The sequence below is a fragment of the Halodurantibacterium flavum genome (assembly GCF_042681825.1).
Classification (GTDB): Bacteria; Pseudomonadota; Alphaproteobacteria; order Rhodobacterales; family Rhodobacteraceae; genus Halodurantibacterium; species Halodurantibacterium flavum.
The window spans coordinates 318,917-334,387 of record NZ_JBHUGH010000002.1 but is presented as its reverse complement, the minus strand read 5'-3'; the positions used below and the strand labels follow the sequence as shown (position 1 = coordinate 334,387).

Sequence of the window (15,471 nt, the reverse complement as noted above, 5' to 3'; positions counted from 1 at the left end):
TGTTTCCTGAAACATCCGGGGGCGTCAGCGGCCAAGCCAGCCCAGAAAGCGCGCGCGCACATTGTCGAAATGCAGCGCCATCGCGGCCCCGGCGGCGGTCGCGTCGCCCCGGGCGATCGCGTCGATCACCGCGATATGTTCCCGCGCCTGATCGGCGAAACGGTCATGGGTGCGGGTGATGGTGCAGCGGCGGGCGGTGGCGCGCTGTTCGGTGAGGATCTCGGGCAAAAGCCGCAGGCCGGCGGCGCGGGCGACGGCATCATGGAAACGGTCGTCCTCGGCCCAGAATTCGTCAAAGGCGGTCGACCGTCCGTCCGCATATTCGGCCATGACGTCGCGGATCGCGACGAGCTCCGGGGTCGTGCCCGCCTGCGCCGCCCGTCCGGCGGCCGCACTTTCCAGCGCCTGGCGCAGCTGCACGATTTCCAGCAGATGCTCGACCGAAACGCTGCGCACCAGGATCGCGCCGTTTTCCAGCCGCGCGATCACCCCCTCGCGTTCCAGCCGTGACAGCGCGGACCGGAGCGGCGTGCGCGAAATCCCCGACTGGGCGGCAAGGGCGCGTTCGCTCAGTACCGTGTCGGGGGCGATGAACCCCTCCAGCAGGTCCTGCTTGATCCGGGCATAGGCCCGCTGGGCCAGCGTTTCGGTCATGGGTGCTGCCCCCGCAGATCGGCGAGGTTGAGCGCCGTTTCCGGCACGCCCCCCGCCAGCGCGGTCAGCACATGGCCCGCCGCCCCTTCGGCGACGCGGATCAGCGCCTCTTCGGTCGTGGCGCCCAGATGGGGGGTGAAGATCACGTTCTGCGCGGCCAGCGGCCCCAGTGGCGCGCCCGGCGAATAGACGTCGAGCCCCGCCCCCGCCAACCGCCCGGACCCGAGCGCGCGGGCAAGCGCGTCCTCATCCACCAGCCCCGCCCGCGCAAGGTTCACAAGCACCGCGCCCGGCTTCATCAGCGAAAACCGCGCGTCGTTCATCATGTGACGGTTGCCCGGCCGCATCGGCGTGTGGAGAGAGACGACATCCGCCTGCGCCAGCCCCTCTTCCAGCGAGGCGGTGCGGGCAAAGCCGCCGGTATCGGGCGCGTTCGGCGAATGGACCAGCACCCGCATCCCGAGCGCGGCATCCAGCATCCGCCCCAGATCGCGCCCGATGGCGCCCCAGCCCACGATCAGCGCGGTCTTGCCCGAAAGCTCGGCGAAACGCGCGCTTTCGCGAAAACCGGGCTGGCCCGCGCGTTCGGCCCTGTCGGCCCCCGCCACGCCGCGCGCGGCGGCGACGATCAGCCCCAGCGCCAGTTCCGCGACGGACCGCGCATTGGCCCCCGGCGTGTTGCAGACCATCACGCCGCGCGCGCTGGCCGCCACCTTGTCCACCGCGTCATGGCCGGTGCCATGCACAACGACGACGCGCAGCGCATCGCCCGCCGCAATCGCCTGCGCCGAAAGACCCGCATCGCGCGTGATGACCGCCGCGCAACCGGGGATCAGCCGCGCGACCGTGTCCATGTCGGGTGTGGGGCAAGGTACCGGCTCCACCCCCGCCGCGCGCAGCATGGCGCGCCCGCGGTCATGGATCGGCTGGACGATGAGACATTTCATGGCTGGGTATCTTTCGGCTTGTCTTCCGGTGCGTCGTTCGGGGTGTCTTGCGGGCGGGCCTGTGGAGCTTGCGGTGCCGGCCCCCGGCCGCCGGCCAGCCGCCGCAGGATCGCGTCGCACGCGTGGTCGAGATGGCGCGCCATGGCGTCGCGCGCCGCCGCCCCGTCATGGGCCCGCAGCGCCGACAGGATGTCCAGATGTTCGCGACAGCCCGCCTGATAGCGTTCGGGAACCTGGCTCGTGTCGAACATGCAGGTGCGTTTGCGCAGGTCGGCCAGCAGCTGCACCGCCGCGCGGTTGCCGCCGGCGCCCGCGATCATCGCGTGGAAATCGTCATCGACGCGCCACAGATCCTCGGCCCCCGCGCCGTCGATCAAGGCCCGCACCCGGACCTCCATCGCGTCGATCCGGTCACGCGGCAGCGCCACGGCGGCGGCGGCCGCAGGGGGCTCGATCAGCCGGCGCAGCCAGAAGATCTCGTCGATCTCGGCGGGGTCGGGCAGGCGCACCCGCAGGAACCGGCCCTGTTGACGCGCGAGCCCCTCGCTCTCGATCCGCTTGATCGCCTCGCGCACAGGCGTGCGGGACATGCCCAGCACCGCGCCCAGCCGGGCCTCTTGCAGCGCGTCGCCCGGTTGCAGATCGCCGTCGAGGATCATGGTGATGATCCGGGCATGGGCGGCCTGCGCCAGCCCCCTGGGGCGGTCACGGGAAGTCACCACACAACCTCCTCTGGCGGCCAGATCCCGCCCACCAGATCGCAGGACAAAAGCCATGCGGAACTCAGGCCCCCCTCGGGCCGGGGGCGCAAGCCCGAAAGCCGGGCGCGCAGCGCGCGCGCATGGGCGATCCAGATCTCCTCGGCCTCGGATTGCGTCACCGCGGCAAACCGGATCACGGCCCCGGTCGCCATCTGGGCAAGGCGCGGCAGGTCGGCGCCGATCACCGTCGCGATCTTGGGATAGCCGCCGGTCGTCTGGCTTTCGGCCATCAGCACGATCGGCTGGCCCGAGCCCGGCACCTGGATCGCGCCCATGACCGTCCCGTCCGAAACGATGTCATGCCCGCCCGGCGCAACCAGGGGCGGGCCGTCCAGCATCATGGCCATCCGGTCGCGCCGGGGGCTGACGGTAAAGCCGTCGGTCAGGAAACATTCCAGCGTCCCGGGGGAAAAGCGGTCATCCTGCGGGCCCAAGACCACGCGGATGGGCGCGCCAGGCGGGGCGGGCGTCAGGGGATGGGCGAGCGTCAGGCAGGGCGCACCCGCGTCGAAATCCCCCAGCGGCAGCCGGTCGCCGGGGCGCAGCAGCCCGCCCCCCAGCCCGCTGCGCAGATGCGCCGCGCGCGAACCCATGACCCGGGGCGTGGCGATCCCGCCCGAAACCGCCAGATAACCCCAGACCGCATCGGCCAGCGCGCCCACCCGGAATTCCTCTCCCGCGCGGACACGGTGGGACTGGTTCACCGGCACGGGCCTGTCGCCGATGCGCAGCTCCGCCTGCCCGCCCGTCACCGCGATCCGGCAATCGGCATGGGCGCGGAACTGCCCGGCAAGGCCCGCGAATTCCAGCACCGCCGCATCGGGCGCGTTGCCCGCCAGCGCATTGGCCAGCGCGAAGGCCGGCGCATCCATCGGCCCCGCTGCCGACACGCCCGCATGGCGCAGGCCGGACCGCCCCCGGTCCTGCACCGTCACCATCGGTCCGGGCTGAAGAACCTCGATCATGCGCAGGCCTCTGGCGTGATGACCGGGTCGCCGGCGGCGGCGCGTCCGGCCAGCCGCTCGAACTCACCCGCGTCGATCCGTTCGAACCGCACCCGGTCGCCGGCCTGTAACAGAAAGGGTGCGTCCCGGCGCGGGTCGAACAGCCGCACCGGCGTCCCCGCGATGAACCGCCAGCCCGATGGCCCCGCGACGGAATTGATGCTCGCTTGCCGCCCGCCGATCCCCACTGCGCCCGCCGGTATCTGCTGGCGCGGGGTCGCAAGGCGCGGCGCGTGCAACGCCTCGGGCAGGCCGCCCAGATAGGCGAAACCGGGCGCGAACCCGATCATGTAGACCCGGTATTCCGCCCCCATATGCAGCGCGATCAGATCGTCAGCCGACATCCCCTTTTCCGCAGCAAGCGCATCGAGGTCCAGCCCCGCAGTGCCCCCGTAAAGCACCGGCACCCGCCAGAGCCGCCCGCCCCCCGCCTGCGGCCCGAGCCCCGCATAAAGCGCCGAGAGCCGCGCGCCAAGCTGCGCCCCCCGGATGGTTTCGGGGTCATAGCGCACCAGAAGCGACCGGTAGGTCGGCACTCGGTCCAGCACGCCCGCGATCCCTTCGGCATCCAGCGCATCGGCCAGCGCGATCACGCGCGCATTGGCAGCGGCGTCGATATCCTCGCCGATCTGAAAGCTCAGCGCCTGGTCGCCCAGCGGCAGGATGCGGGGTGGGGCCGTCATTGTCATCGGGTCATCAGGTTCGGCACGATGTCCACGATCCCCGGAAACACCGCCAGCACCATGACGAACCCCGCCATGATCAAGAAAAAGGGCAGCGTGGCGCGGGTGATGCGGGCCATGGAATCCCCGGTCAGCCGCTGGATCACGGTCAGGTTGAACCCGACAGGGGGCGAGATCTGGGCCATTTCCACCACGATCACGATGAAGATACCGAACCACAATGTGCTGTAGCCTGCCCCCGTCACAAGCGGAAGCGTGATCGGCAGCGTCATGACGATGATCCCCAGCCCCTCCATCACCGTGCCAAGGAGGACATAGAACACCAGCAGCATCATGATCAGCAGGAAGGGCGGCAGGCCAAGCGCCTCGATCGCCCGCGCAACCTGCCCCGGCACGCCAAGATAGCCGAGCGCGGTAGAAAGGAACATCGCGCCCACCATGATCAGCCCGATCATCGCGCAGCTGTCGGCCGCCGCCCGCGCCGACTGCATCAGCCCGCGAAAGTCCAGCGTGCGCTGCCAGAACCCGATCGCAACCGATCCGGCGACCCCCACCGCCGCCGCCTCGGTCGGTGACGCGATGCCGCCATACATCGACCCGATCACCCCGAGCATGAGCGCGATCAGCGGGCCGAGGTCGCGCAGCGCCACCAGCTTTTGCCGGAACGTGCTGGGGGGTGGCGCCTCGCCGATCAGCGCGGGGTTGAGCCAGCCGCGCACCGCGATATAGCCCATCGCCGCCCCCGCGATGATCAGTCCCGGCAACATCCCCGCCATGAAGAGCCGCAGGATGGATTCCTGCGCCATCACCCCGTAGATGATCATGATGGTCGAGGGCGGGATCAGAAAGCCCAGCGTCCCCGCCCCGGCCAGCGAGCCGGTGACAAGCTGCCGGTCATACCCGCGCGAGATCAGTTCCTTCGCGGTGATCCGCCCCACCGTCGCCGTGGTCGCCGCCGACGACCCGCAGACCGAGGCGAAGAGCGTGCAGCCCAGCACCGTCAGATGGCCAAGCTGCCCCGGCACCCGCCGCAGCCAGGGCGCAAGCCCCGAGAAGAGCGCCTCGGAAATGCGGGTACGAAACAGCACCTCGGCCATCAGGATGAAAAGCGGCAGCGCCAGAAGCTCGGGCGAGGACAGGACGTTGAACGCCTGCTGCGCCAGCAGCTTTTCGAACGGCATCGCGGGCCGCAGGATCGCCAGCGCCCCGGCGCCCGCCCCGATCAGGCCCAGCCCGATCCAGACGCCCGCGCCCAGAAACAGCGCCATGAAGCCCACAAGGATAAGGATCGTCTTGCCCATGATCTCAGTCCAGCCCCTGTCCGCGCGGCAGGCTTTCGCCCCGCAAAAGCCGCAGGAATTGCGCGAAAAGCTGAAGGCACAGCAAAAGACTTCCCGCCGCCAGCACGGTCTGCGGCCAGACCAGCGGCACCCGCATCACCGTGGCCGAGGTCGCGCCGCGCAGGTAGGAAAGCCGCGCCATATCGGTCAGCGCCCAGGCAAGCGCGCCGGCGATGACCAGCGCGACAAGACAGGCGGCGAATTCCAGCGCCCGGGCAGCAGCGCGCGGCAACGTTTCCAAAAGCGCCGTCACCCGCACATGCGACCCCGACCGCAGCGCACTGGCCGAGGCGAGCATGAAGCACGCCCCCATCAGATAGGCGCTCACATCCCAGGAAAAATGCAGGCTGTGGCGAAAGAGGTTCCGCATCACGATCTCGGACCCGATCAGCAGGAATATCCCCAAAAGGCAGAGCCCGGCCAGGATCTGGCCCAGCCCCGTCAGCCGGTCGACCGGGTCGATGAGAAAGGAAAAGGCGGTGCTTTGCCCGGGCGTTGACTCGGGGGCGGGCGGGGTGCGTCTGGCGGTCATCGCGGTCCTTCGGCATCTGGCGCGGCATGGTTGTTGTCATGGCCGGCACGGGAACGGCCCCGGGCGGCGCCGGGGCCGTCGCGGCGGGGTCTAGCCCCGGGCGGCGAGATAGGCGTCGATCACCGGCGCGGCGTCAGGGACACGGGTCTTGAACGCCTCCCAGATCGGCATCGCGCGGTCCAGCAGCTCCTGCTGCAACTCGGGCGAGGGCGCGGCGACGGTGATCCCGTTTTCACGCAGCACGGCCAGCTTTTCGCCGTCCTCCGCCTGACTGTTGAGCCAGAACTCCCCTTCCATCGCGGCGGCGGCGCGCTCGATCGCGGCCTGATCCTCGGGCGCAAGCGCGTTCCAGGCGTCGAGGTTCACCGTCACGATGTTCGAGGAGGCCTGCCAGTTGAACGTGCTCATATGGCCAAGGAATTCCCAGAACGACCCGTCCACCCCCGATGAGGAAGAGGTCGTCACGCTGTCGATCGTGCGCGCGGCAAGCGAGGGCACGACCTCGCCCCAGGGCATCTGCATCGGGGCGGCGCCAAGCGCCTCGAAAAAGCTCTGGCCGTTCGCGTCGACCACCCGGATGCGCAGCCCCGCCAGATCGTCGATGGTGTTGATTTCCTGCCGCGCATAAACCGCCTGCCCCGGCCACGGCACCATATAGAGCAGCTTCTGGTTCATGCTCTCGGCGATTTCCTCGATCATCGGGCGGTAGAATTTGTGCAGCAGCGCAAGGTCGGGCAGGGTCGGCGCCAGATAGGGCAGCGTCTCGACCCCAAGCGCCGGGTTCTCGCCGACCTGCTGGCTCATCAATATGTCGGCGATGGGGACCAGACCGTCGCGCACCGCCGCCATCCCCTCGGGGCCGCGGATGCCAAGCGCGCCGCCCGAATGGACGGTGATCGTGACCGCGCCATCCGTCACTTCGTTCACCCGGTCGCCAAAGGCCATGGCGTTTTGAGTGTGAAAATTCCCCTCGGGCCAGACGACGGACATGTCCCAGGTGGTCTGCGCCCAGGCAGGTGCGCCAAGGCCCGCACCGATTATCGCGGCCAGCACTGTCTTGCGTGCGAATTTCATGCGTAAACTTCCCCTGTTGGTGATGGTTGTTGTCGCCTGACGTGAGGCTTGATATTTGAGTATACCACCTGTATTCCCAATCAATGGGACGGCACGGCAGGTCAAGCCGAAACGCCAGGTGTGATCAAAAATTGTGCCATCCGGCACGGAAATGGCCGCAAAGCGGCCGGATGAGGAAGGCGATGACCCGAACGATCGACCTGAACTGCGACATGGGCGAGAGCTTTGGCGCCTTTACGGTGGGCGACGATGCGGCGATGCTCGATCTGGTCACCACGGCAAACATCGCCTGCGGCTTTCACGCGGGCGATCCGGTGGTGATGCGCCGCACGATCCGGATGGCGCGCGACCGGGGCGTGTCGGTGGGCGCGCATCCGTCCTTCGCCGATCTCTATGGTTTCGGCCGCCGCCGGATCTCGGGCGAACGGCCCGAGGATCTGGAAACGCAGCTTGTCTTTCAGATCCTCGCGATGCAGGGCATGGCCGCGCTCGAAGGCCACCCGATGACCCATGTGAAAACCCATGGCGCGCTTGGCAACATGGCCGCCGTCGATCCCGATCTGGCGGCGCTTTGCGTGCGGGCGGTCAAGGCGGTCGATCCGGGGCTTGTCTATGTCTCGCTGCCCTATTCGGAAACCTATGCGGCGGCGGAACGGGCGGGCCTGCGCGTGGCGTGCGAAATCTATGCCGACCGCACCTATACCGATGCGGGCGAACTGACCCCGCGAGCCCTGCCCGGCGCGGTGATCCACGATCCGCGTCAAAGCCTCGACCAGGTGCTGGAAATGGTGGTGAACCGCCATATCCCGACGACCGGGGGCAAGCGGCTGCCGGTGGACCCGGCGACGCTCTGCGTGCATGGCGACACGCCCGGCGCGGTCGATATGGCCCGCACCCTGCGCACTGCCCTGACCGAAAACGGCATCGCCATCGCGCCTTTCGCCTGACCCCTTTTCCACCAACGCCCCAGCGGCCCCAAAGGACACCCCATGACCCAGTTGATCGACCGGACGACCCGTGGCGTCTACATCATCGCCGCCACCCCCTTTGCCGAGGATGGCGCGCTCGACCTGGACAGCCTCGACCGGCTGGTCGATTTCTATGCGGAAACGGGGGTCACCGGGCTCACCCTCCTCGGCATGATGGGCGAGGCCGACAAGCTGACGCCCGAGGAACGGCGCGCGGTGATCGACCGGATGATGTCGCGCGCGGGCGCGCTGCCGGTGGTGGTGGGCGTCTCGGACGCGGGGATCGGCAACCTGACCGATCTGGGCCGCCATGCGATGGACCGGGGCGCGGCGGGGCTGATGGTCGCGCCGTCGCGCGGTCCGGCCCGCGAAGACCGGGTCGAGGGGTATTTCCATGCCGTGGCAGCCGCGCTGGGGGCCGATGTGCCGCTGGTCTTTCAGGACTTTCCGCTGACGACCGGCGTCCCCGTCTCGCCCGCGCTGATCCGGCGGCTGTCGAACGACCTGCCGCAGATGGTGATGCTCAAGCATGAGGACTGGCCGGGCCTGACCAAGATCACCGCCCTGCGCGCGCAGGAGAGCGCGGCCGATGTTCCGCGGCTGTCGATCCTGTGCGGCAATGGCGGGCTTTACCTGCCGCAGGAACTGGCGCGGGGTGCGGACGGGGCGATGACCGGCTTTGCCTATCCCGAGGCGCTGGTCCAGACCGTCGCGCTGCATCACGCGGGCCGGACCGACGCGGCCGAGGATCTCTTTGACGCCTATCTTCCGATCCTGCGCCACGAACAGCAGCCGGGCTGGGGCCTTGCGCTGCGCAAGCATATCCTGATGCGGCGCGGTGCGATTGCCTCTGCGGCCACCCGCGCGCCCGGTCCGCGCCTGACCACAACCGATGTGGCGGAACTGGAACGGCTGATGGCCCGCACCGAACGCCGGCTGGCCGAACGGGGCTGAGATGGGGGGCTGAGGGGCGCGCCCCTCAGCCTTCCAGCGCCGCCGCGACCAGCCGGGTTGCGCCCGACAGGTCGCCCAGCTTTTCGCCCGCCTCGATCCGGCCCCGGTTGCGGCCCGCGCGCGCCTGACGGATGCGGGCTTCTTCCAGCACCTCGGGCGCCTCGAACGGGGGCAGGATCAGGACGCCGCAGGCATCCATCACCACCAGATCGCCGGGCATGACCGGGACATTGCCGCAGGACACGGGCAGGTTCAGCGCGCCGCCCAAGTCATTGAGCCGCGTGGTGATGGCCGACACCCCGCTGCAATAGACCGGCAGGCCGACCTCGATGATCTCGTCCGGGTCGGTGCAGGGACCGTCGAGCACCACGGCGACCGCCCCCGCGACCTTGGCGGCAAAGGCCACCCCGCCGCCAAGACAGGCATGGCGCCGGTCGCCCAGCCTGTCGATCACCACAACGTCGCCGGGCCGCACCACCGACATCGCGTGATGCAGCAGGGTCGAATCCGTCGCCGGAATCGCGACCGTCACCGCCGTGCCGGTCAGAACGCCGGGAACGGGGGCAATGGGGCGCAGGCGGCGATCGACGAAACCGCGATGGCGGAAATGACCGATCGTGGCGATCTCGACCTCGGCAAAGCCCTGCCGCAGGCCCGCGTCCACCTGCGGGGGCACCGCGCCGATCTGGTATTTCTTCATGCAGATGCTCCTTCGCTGTCCGTGTCCTGCCAGTTGCGCCCCGGGACGGCAGCAAGCAATTCGCGGGTATAGTCGTTCTGCGGCCGGGCAAAGAGCTCGGTCGAGGGCCCCTGTTCCACGATCTCGCCGCGCTGCATCACCGCGATCCGGTCGCAGATGCGCGAGGCCACGCGCAGGTCATGGGTGATGAACAGAAGGCCGAATTGCAATTCGCGCTGCATCCGGGCCAGCAGGTCGAGGATCTGCGCCTGCACCGAAACATCCAGCGCCGAGACGCTTTCATCCGCGATCAGCAGGTCCGGTTCCACCGCCAGCGCCCGGGCGATGCAGATTCGCTGCCGCTGGCCGCCGGAAAATTCATGCGGGAACCGGGGCGCAGCAGAAGGGTCGAGCCCCACCGCCGCCAGAAGGTCGCGCGCCCGGGCCTGCGCCTTGTCGCGTGAAAGCCCGTGAATCACCGGCCCCTCGGCGATGGCGTCGCCCACCGTCTGGCGCGGGTCGAGCGCGGTATAAGGGTCCTGAAACACGATCTGGACCTTGCGCCGCGCGGCCCGCAGCGCCCGCCCCGAAAGGCCCGAAAACTGCCCGCCGTCGATCACCACCTCGCCCCGGTCGGGTTCGACCAGACGGATGACGCATTGCGCAAGGGTCGATTTGCCCGACCCGCTTTCACCCACAAGGCCCAGCGTCTCCCCCCGGGCAAGCGAGATATCGACACCCCGGAGCGCCTGAACCTCGCGCCCCGTGCCGATCATGCTGCGGCTGCGATAGGTCTTGCCCAGACCCAGCGCGCTGAGCACGGTCTTGCCCAGGCCGTTCGCGGGCGGCTTCGGCTGCAGGCGCGGAACGGCCGCGATCAGCTTTTTCGTATACTCGGCCTGCGGGTTCAGAAGGATCTCGTCCCGCGTCCCGATCTCGACCAGACGGCCATGGCGCATCACCGCGACCCGGTCGGCGATTTCCGCCACCACGCCGAAATCATGGGTGATGAACAGGATGCCGGTTCCATGCCGCTGGCGCAGGTCGAGCATCAGGTCGAGAATGCGCGCCTGCGTCGTCACGTCGAGCGCGGTTGTCGGTTCATCCGCGATCAGCAGCGCCGGGTCGAGCGCGAGCGCGGTCGCGATCATCACCCGCTGGCACTGCCCGCCCGAAAGCTGGTGCGGATAGGCGCGCAGGATCGCCTCCGGCTCGGGCAGGCGCACCTCTCGGAAAAGCTCGATCACGCGCGCGCGGATCTCGGCGCGCGAAAGGTCGGTGTGCAGGCGGAACACCTCGGCCACCTGCGTGCCCACCCGATAGATCGGGTTCAGCGCGGCCGAGGGTTCCTGAAACACCATGGCGAGCCTGCGCCCCGACAGCCGCAGCCGTTCGGCGGGCGAAAGGCGCAAGAGGTCGCGCCCCTCGAAGCCGATCTCGCCCGATGCGCGCGGCAGGTTCGACGGCAAGAGCCCCATCACCGAAAGCGCCGTCAGCGACTTGCCCGATCCGGTCTCGCCCACCACGCAGAGGATCTCGCCCTGGCCGATGCTCAGCGACAGATCCTCGACCGCAAAGGGGCGGTCGGCGCCGGCGGGCAGCGGCACGGAAAGGTTCCGGATGTCGATCAGCGGCGCGGTCATGTCGCGGCCCCCGCGGCCAGGGGGCCGACGCGGGGGTCGCATGGGTCCTGCCCGCGCAGATGGGCGACAAGACGCGCGCAATGGCCCGTGAGATGTTCGACGATCCGCCGCCCCGTCTCGGCTGAGGCCAGCGCCGGGTCGCCCCCCAGCATCCCGTCGGGGAAAAGCTCCTGCGCATCGAGCGGCAGATTCAGGGCCGCGCCTTCGAACCGCACCCCTGTGACGGTCGCGGGCAGCCCCATCGCCTGCGCGGGGCGGGCCGCCTGCATCAGGTCGGGGCGCATCGCATCGGGCCGCAGATACATCGACACGGATGTGACGGGATCGCCGCCATGCCCGCGCGCCCGCCCCGCCTCCGGCCCATGGACCTGCGCCCAGAGGGCATCGGGGATCGCGCGCCACAGATCGACCGACCCCACGATCACCCCCGTCCGGCGGCGGATGTCGCGCAGCACCTCGTCGATCAGCGCGGCATTGGTGGAATGGCCGTTCAGGATCAGGATGCGGCGGATGTCATGGTCCAGAAAGGCGGTGACCATATCCTCGACCACCGCGCGGAAGGTCGCGGCACGCAACTGGATGCCGCCCGGAAAGCCGCGAAAGAACTCGGCATAGCCGAAGGGCAGGCAGGGCGCCGCGATGGCCCCCGACGCCGCGGCGGCGCGGAGCGCGATTTCCTCGGCCAGCAGATAGTCGCCCATGGGGGCGTGGGGGCCCTGTTCCTCATGGCTGCCCATGGGCAACAGGATCACCGGGTCGTCGGCCAGACGGTCGCGGAACTCCGCGACCGTCATGTCCTTCAGCGCATGTTTCGCAACTGCCGTCACGCGGGCAACGCCATGTAGTCGCCGAACATCCGCATCTCGCCGTCGGGCCGCGCGATGAACTCGATATCCGACCGGTGACCCCAGTTATAGACGCTTTTCCACATGTAATAGCCGGGCGTCACATCCTGCCAGGCCTGCGACAGGCGCAGATAGGCAGCGCGGCGATCCTCGAAGGTGATCGCCTGTTCGAATTCCTCGCCGGCGGCCAGGTATTCCGGCGTCGGGTCCCAGGTCTTCCAATGGGCGGTGGCGCGGCTCGATGTCGGGCCCCAGTCGAGCCAGAGCGGCTGATAGGGGTCGCCGGGGATGAAGTCCGACGACATCGACATGTTCATCATGTGATAGGGGCGGGTATAGACCAGCTCGAAATTGTCGAGGATCACGGCCTGCACATTGACGCCGACCTGCCGCCACTGCTCGACCATGATCTCGGCCGCGGCCTCATAGTTCGGGTAGAACGACCGGGTGATGTGCCAGCGCAGCACCTGCCCGTCATAGCCCGACTGTTCCACCAGCGCGCGGGCCGCCTCGGGGTCATAGGGCAGCGGGTTTTCCATGTCGGGGTCATAGAAATCGCCGTATTCCGGAAAGTTGAACGGAACCTGCGGGTGGAAGGTCGTGTCGCCGAACAGCGCCTGCACGATGGCGTCCATGTCGATCGCCTGGACCATCGCCTTGCGCAGGTTCACATCGACCAGCGGGTTGTCCTCGGGGTCGGGGCGGGTATTGAAGGCGATGGCCGGATAGTTCCCCGCCAGCGCGCGCGCCACCGTCACATTGTCATAGCTGTCAAGCTGCGCCTCCTGATCGGTGGGAATGTTGGCGATGAAGTCGAACTCGCCCGAAACAAGCCCCGCCATGCGGCCCGCGAATTCCGGCACGATGCGCCAGATCAGCTTTTGCGCGGGCGGCGGGCCTTCCCAGTAGTCGTCGAAGGCCTCCATCTCCAGCACCTCGCCCGACCGGAAGAGCGTCACGCGATAGGGGCCGGTGCCGATGGGCGCCTGACCGAAGGCATCGACGCCCATGTCGAGATAGGCGGCCTTGGGCACGACGAAGCCGATATAGCCCGTCAGCTTGCCGGGGATATAGGGGTCCTCGCGCTCGGTCTCGATCTCGACCGTCAGGTCGTCGATGGCCTCGACCCGGGTGAAACCGGCGGTAAAGGTGCGGCCGCGCGGCTCGAACGGGTTCTCGCCCCACAGCCGTTCCGGGCCAAGGGTAAAGGCCACGTCCTCGGCCGTCATCGTCTCGCCGTTGTGGAACTTGACCCCTTCGCGCAGGCGGAGCGTCCAGACATTGCCGTCCTGCGTCCAGTCGGTGGCCAGGCCGGGACGCAGGTCAAGGCCCTGTTCGTCGGCGATGTAGTCACGCTCGACCAGATGCGAATAGATGTTCGGAAAGAACCGCCGCGTGGTGGTCGAGATCCCGTTGATCGTGTTGATGTTCGCCCAGAGGTTGTCGACCGCGATGGTCAGCGTCGGCCGCGTCCCGTCCTGCGCGAAGGCCAGCGATTTCGGCAGCCAGAGCGATGCCGCCCCGGCCCCCAGCGAATATTTCCCAAAGTTGCGTCTGCTGATCATCGGCTTACCTCCGGTTGGGTTCATGTGGTTCTTGTTTTCAGCATCGGGTCCAGCCGGTCGCGGAGCGCATCCCCCAGAAGCGACATCGACAGGGTGACAAGAAAGATGACGACCCCCGGCCAGACGGAAATCCACCAGGCGGTGGACAGATAATCGCGCCCGTCGCCCAGGATCTGCCCGAGGCTCGTGTTCGGCGGCTGGATGCCCAGACCCAGGAACGACAGCGAGGTTTCCAGCAGGATGATCTGCGGGAATGTCAGCGTGACCTGCACGATCAGCGCCGAGGCGACATTGGGCAGGATGTGCCGGAAATAGAGCCGCCCCGGCCCCGCCCCCAGCGCCTCGACCGCGCGGGCATAGGGCTGCGACCGGGCCGACAGCACCACGCCCCGCGCCAGCCGCGCATAGGTTTCCCAGCCGAACATCCCCATCAGGATGACGAACAGCACCATCGAATTGCCAAAGAACGCCAGGAGCGTCAGCGCGATCAGGATGAAGGGCAGCGAGGCCTGGAAATCCACGACCATCATCAGCACTTCCTCGACCAGCCCGCGGAAATGGGCGGCGATAAAGCCGACAAAGGTGCCGAAGATCGCGCCGATCAGCGTGCCCGCCAGCGCGACCGACAGCGACATCTGCAACCCCGCGACCAGCCGGGCGACCATGTCGCGCCCGATCCGGTCGGTGCCCAGCGGGAAGTCCGGATTGCCCCCCAGAAAGGCAGGGGGTTGCAGCCGCGCCAGCAGCGCCTGATCGGTGACAAGATGCGGGGTAAAGACATTGCCCACCAGCGCAATGCCGACCGCCGCCGCGACGATGCCGCCCGCCAGCAGGGTGATGACGTTCGGCCGGCTCATTTCGCCCCCTCCCGGATGCGCGGGTCGAGAAGCCCGTAAAGAAGATCGACGATCAGGTTCGCGAGCACCATCGTCACCGCGATCACGAGGACCAGCCCCTGCACCACCGCCAGATCGCGCTGCGACACGGCCACGACCAGCAGTCGCCCGATTCCCGGCCAGCCAAAGACGGATTCGACCACGATCGCCCCCGCAACCAGCTGCCCGAGGTTCAGGCCGATCACCGTGACGATGGGAATGGCCGCGTTCGGCAGGGCATGGAACACCACCCGCTTCCAGAAGGGCACGCCCCGCGCTGCGGCGGCCCGCATATAGGGCCGTTCGAGCACCTCGAGCATCGCGGATCGCGTGAACCGCGCCAGCGTCCCGGCGGTAAAGGTCGCCAGCGTCAGCGACGGCATGATCAGGTGCCGGATCGTGCCGGTGCCCGAGGATGGCAGCACCTGCAGATACAGCGAGAAAAGCAGGATCATGAGGATGCCAAGAAAGAAGTTCGGCAGCGCAAAGCCGAAGACCGCGAAGATCATGATCAGCCGGTCCGCCAGCCGCCCGCGCCGCAGGGCCGCGACGATCCCCGCGGGGATACCGATCACCGCCGCGATGGCGAAGGCCATCAGCCCCAGTTCCACCGTCGCGGGCAGCCGTTCCAGGATGATCGTCATCACCGGGCGGCTGTCGCGCAGCGAATTGCCGAACTGGCCCGTGGCCATCTGGCCCACATAGCTGATGTATTGGCTGAACAGCGACCGGTCGAGACCCCAGAGCTGGCGGAAATATTCGACCTCGTCGGGCCGTGCATCGGCCCCCAGAAGCGCCACCACCGGATCGCCCGATGTGCGCAGCACGACAAAGGCGAATGTCACCACGAACCAGAGCGTGATCGCCGTGCGCAGGAATTTTATCAGCCAGAAACGTGCCATATACCTCGCATCCGGGACGGAAGTTGTCGGAGAGTCACAGAAACG

At 68.3% G+C, this 15,471-nt stretch carries 16 protein-coding genes; 2 read left to right on the top strand and 14 right to left on the bottom strand.

The features are described from left to right. Positions 1 to 24: 24 nt before the first annotated feature. The 8 genes from ACFSGJ_RS03220 to ACFSGJ_RS03185 all read right to left on the bottom strand — a co-directional run bounded on the left by ACFSGJ_RS03220 (position 25) and on the right by ACFSGJ_RS03185 (position 6,995). Positions 25 to 654 carry a GntR family transcriptional regulator gene (locus tag ACFSGJ_RS03220; RefSeq protein WP_390259432.1) on the bottom strand — a complete coding sequence of 210 codons (630 nt, stop codon included), beginning with the start codon at positions 652 to 654 and terminating at the stop codon, positions 25 to 27. Next, on the bottom strand, positions 651 to 1,601 hold the full coding sequence (locus ACFSGJ_RS03215) for an NAD(P)-dependent oxidoreductase (protein WP_390259431.1): 951 nt from the start codon (positions 1,599 to 1,601) through the stop codon (positions 651 to 653). The genes ACFSGJ_RS03220 and ACFSGJ_RS03215 overlap by 4 nt, the downstream gene beginning before the upstream one ends. Beyond that, the gene (locus ACFSGJ_RS03210; RefSeq protein ID WP_390259430.1) at positions 1,598 to 2,320 is read right to left on the bottom strand and encodes a GntR family transcriptional regulator; all 723 of its coding nucleotides are present in this window, start codon (positions 2,318 to 2,320) and stop codon (positions 1,598 to 1,600) included. Before ACFSGJ_RS03210 ends, ACFSGJ_RS03215 begins: the two co-directional genes overlap by 4 nt. Next, positions 2,317 to 3,327 (bottom strand): 5-oxoprolinase subunit C family protein, encoded by a 1,011-nt coding sequence (locus tag ACFSGJ_RS03205; protein ID WP_390259428.1) that lies wholly within the window; start codon positions 3,325 to 3,327, stop codon positions 2,317 to 2,319. Before ACFSGJ_RS03205 ends, ACFSGJ_RS03210 begins: the two co-directional genes overlap by 4 nt. Beyond that, positions 3,324 to 4,049, bottom strand: coding sequence for a 5-oxoprolinase subunit PxpB (gene pxpB / locus ACFSGJ_RS03200; protein ID WP_390259619.1), 726 nt, complete (start codon positions 4,047 to 4,049; stop codon positions 3,324 to 3,326). Before pxpB ends, ACFSGJ_RS03205 begins: the two co-directional genes overlap by 4 nt. Positions 4,050 to 4,051: 2 nt before the next feature. After that, positions 4,052 to 5,350: a TRAP transporter large permease gene (locus ACFSGJ_RS03195; RefSeq protein ID WP_390259427.1), complete on the bottom strand. Its 1,299-nt coding sequence runs from the start codon at positions 5,348 to 5,350 to the stop codon at positions 4,052 to 4,054. A gap of 4 nt (positions 5,351 to 5,354) precedes the next feature. After that, positions 5,355 to 5,921, bottom strand: coding sequence for a TRAP transporter small permease subunit (locus ACFSGJ_RS03190; RefSeq protein WP_390259426.1), 567 nt, complete (start codon positions 5,919 to 5,921; stop codon positions 5,355 to 5,357). Positions 5,922 to 6,011: 90 nt separating this feature from the next. Beyond that, complete coding sequence (locus tag ACFSGJ_RS03185; protein ID WP_390259424.1) at positions 6,012 to 6,995, bottom strand: TRAP transporter substrate-binding protein; 984 nt, start codon at positions 6,993 to 6,995, stop codon at positions 6,012 to 6,014. A gap of 182 nt (positions 6,996 to 7,177) precedes the next feature. On the opposite strand from ACFSGJ_RS03185, the gene ACFSGJ_RS03180 reads away from it, so the two are divergent. Then, on the top strand, positions 7,178 to 7,942 hold the full coding sequence (locus ACFSGJ_RS03180; protein ID WP_390259423.1) for a LamB/YcsF family protein: 765 nt from the start codon (positions 7,178 to 7,180) through the stop codon (positions 7,940 to 7,942). Between the two features lie 42 nt (positions 7,943 to 7,984). Further along, a complete protein-coding gene (locus tag ACFSGJ_RS03175; protein ID WP_390259421.1) occupies positions 7,985 to 8,917 on the top strand; it encodes a dihydrodipicolinate synthase family protein in 933 nt (310 codons plus the stop codon). A 25-nt stretch (positions 8,918 to 8,942) separates the two neighbouring features. On the opposite strand, the gene ACFSGJ_RS03170 is transcribed toward ACFSGJ_RS03175, so the two are convergent. The 6 genes from ACFSGJ_RS03170 to ACFSGJ_RS03145 are packed head-to-tail and all read right to left on the bottom strand — an operon-like array spanning position 8,943 to position 15,426. After that, complete coding sequence (locus ACFSGJ_RS03170) at positions 8,943 to 9,617, bottom strand: RraA family protein (RefSeq protein WP_390259420.1); 675 nt, start codon at positions 9,615 to 9,617, stop codon at positions 8,943 to 8,945. Further along, a complete protein-coding gene (locus tag ACFSGJ_RS03165) occupies positions 9,614 to 11,239 on the bottom strand; it encodes an ABC transporter ATP-binding protein (protein WP_390259419.1) in 1,626 nt (541 codons plus the stop codon). Before ACFSGJ_RS03165 ends, ACFSGJ_RS03170 begins: the two co-directional genes overlap by 4 nt. Then, positions 11,236 to 12,066, bottom strand: coding sequence for a creatininase family protein (locus ACFSGJ_RS03160; protein WP_390259417.1), 831 nt, complete (start codon positions 12,064 to 12,066; stop codon positions 11,236 to 11,238). The genes ACFSGJ_RS03165 and ACFSGJ_RS03160 overlap by 4 nt, the downstream gene beginning before the upstream one ends. Then, a complete protein-coding gene (locus ACFSGJ_RS03155) occupies positions 12,063 to 13,649 on the bottom strand; it encodes an ABC transporter substrate-binding protein (RefSeq protein ID WP_390259416.1) in 1,587 nt (528 codons plus the stop codon). Before ACFSGJ_RS03155 ends, ACFSGJ_RS03160 begins: the two co-directional genes overlap by 4 nt. A gap of 20 nt (positions 13,650 to 13,669) precedes the next feature. Next, the gene (locus ACFSGJ_RS03150; protein ID WP_390259414.1) at positions 13,670 to 14,506 is read right to left on the bottom strand and encodes an ABC transporter permease; all 837 of its coding nucleotides are present in this window, start codon (positions 14,504 to 14,506) and stop codon (positions 13,670 to 13,672) included. After that, entirely contained in the window at positions 14,503 to 15,426 is a 924-nt protein-coding gene (locus ACFSGJ_RS03145) for an ABC transporter permease (protein ID WP_390259412.1), read from the bottom strand. The genes ACFSGJ_RS03150 and ACFSGJ_RS03145 overlap by 4 nt, the downstream gene beginning before the upstream one ends. Positions 15,427 to 15,471: the final 45 nt, after the last annotated feature.

Bases quoted from the DNA above. Each gene is read 5' to 3' on its own strand.
- ACFSGJ_RS03220 (WP_390259432.1), bottom strand. From the start codon at position 654: ATGACCGAAACGCTGGCCCAGCGGGCCTATGCCCGGATCAAGCAGGAC.
- ACFSGJ_RS03215 (WP_390259431.1), bottom strand. From the start codon at position 1,601: ATGAAATGTCTCATCGTCCAGCCGATCCATGACCGCGGGCGCGCCATG.
- ACFSGJ_RS03205 (WP_390259428.1), bottom strand. From the start codon at position 3,327: ATGATCGAGGTTCTTCAGCCCGGACCGATGGTGACGGTGCAGGACCGG.
- pxpB (WP_390259619.1), bottom strand. From the start codon at position 4,049: ATGACGGCCCCACCCCGCATCCTGCCGCTGGGCGACCAGGCGCTGAGC.
- ACFSGJ_RS03195 (WP_390259427.1), bottom strand. From the start codon at position 5,350: ATGGGCAAGACGATCCTTATCCTTGTGGGCTTCATGGCGCTGTTTCTG.
- ACFSGJ_RS03190 (WP_390259426.1), bottom strand. From the start codon at position 5,921: ATGACCGCCAGACGCACCCCGCCCGCCCCCGAGTCAACGCCCGGGCAA.
- ACFSGJ_RS03185 (WP_390259424.1), bottom strand. From the start codon at position 6,995: ATGAAATTCGCACGCAAGACAGTGCTGGCCGCGATAATCGGTGCGGGC.
- ACFSGJ_RS03180 (WP_390259423.1), top strand. From the start codon at position 7,178: ATGACCCGAACGATCGACCTGAACTGCGACATGGGCGAGAGCTTTGGC.
- ACFSGJ_RS03175 (WP_390259421.1), top strand. From the start codon at position 7,985: ATGACCCAGTTGATCGACCGGACGACCCGTGGCGTCTACATCATCGCC.
- ACFSGJ_RS03170 (WP_390259420.1), bottom strand. From the start codon at position 9,617: ATGAAGAAATACCAGATCGGCGCGGTGCCCCCGCAGGTGGACGCGGGC.
- ACFSGJ_RS03165 (WP_390259419.1), bottom strand. From the start codon at position 11,239: ATGACCGCGCCGCTGATCGACATCCGGAACCTTTCCGTGCCGCTGCCC.
- ACFSGJ_RS03155 (WP_390259416.1), bottom strand. From the start codon at position 13,649: ATGATCAGCAGACGCAACTTTGGGAAATATTCGCTGGGGGCCGGGGCG.
- ACFSGJ_RS03150 (WP_390259414.1), bottom strand. From the start codon at position 14,506: ATGAGCCGGCCGAACGTCATCACCCTGCTGGCGGGCGGCATCGTCGCG.
- ACFSGJ_RS03145 (WP_390259412.1), bottom strand. From the start codon at position 15,426: ATGGCACGTTTCTGGCTGATAAAATTCCTGCGCACGGCGATCACGCTC.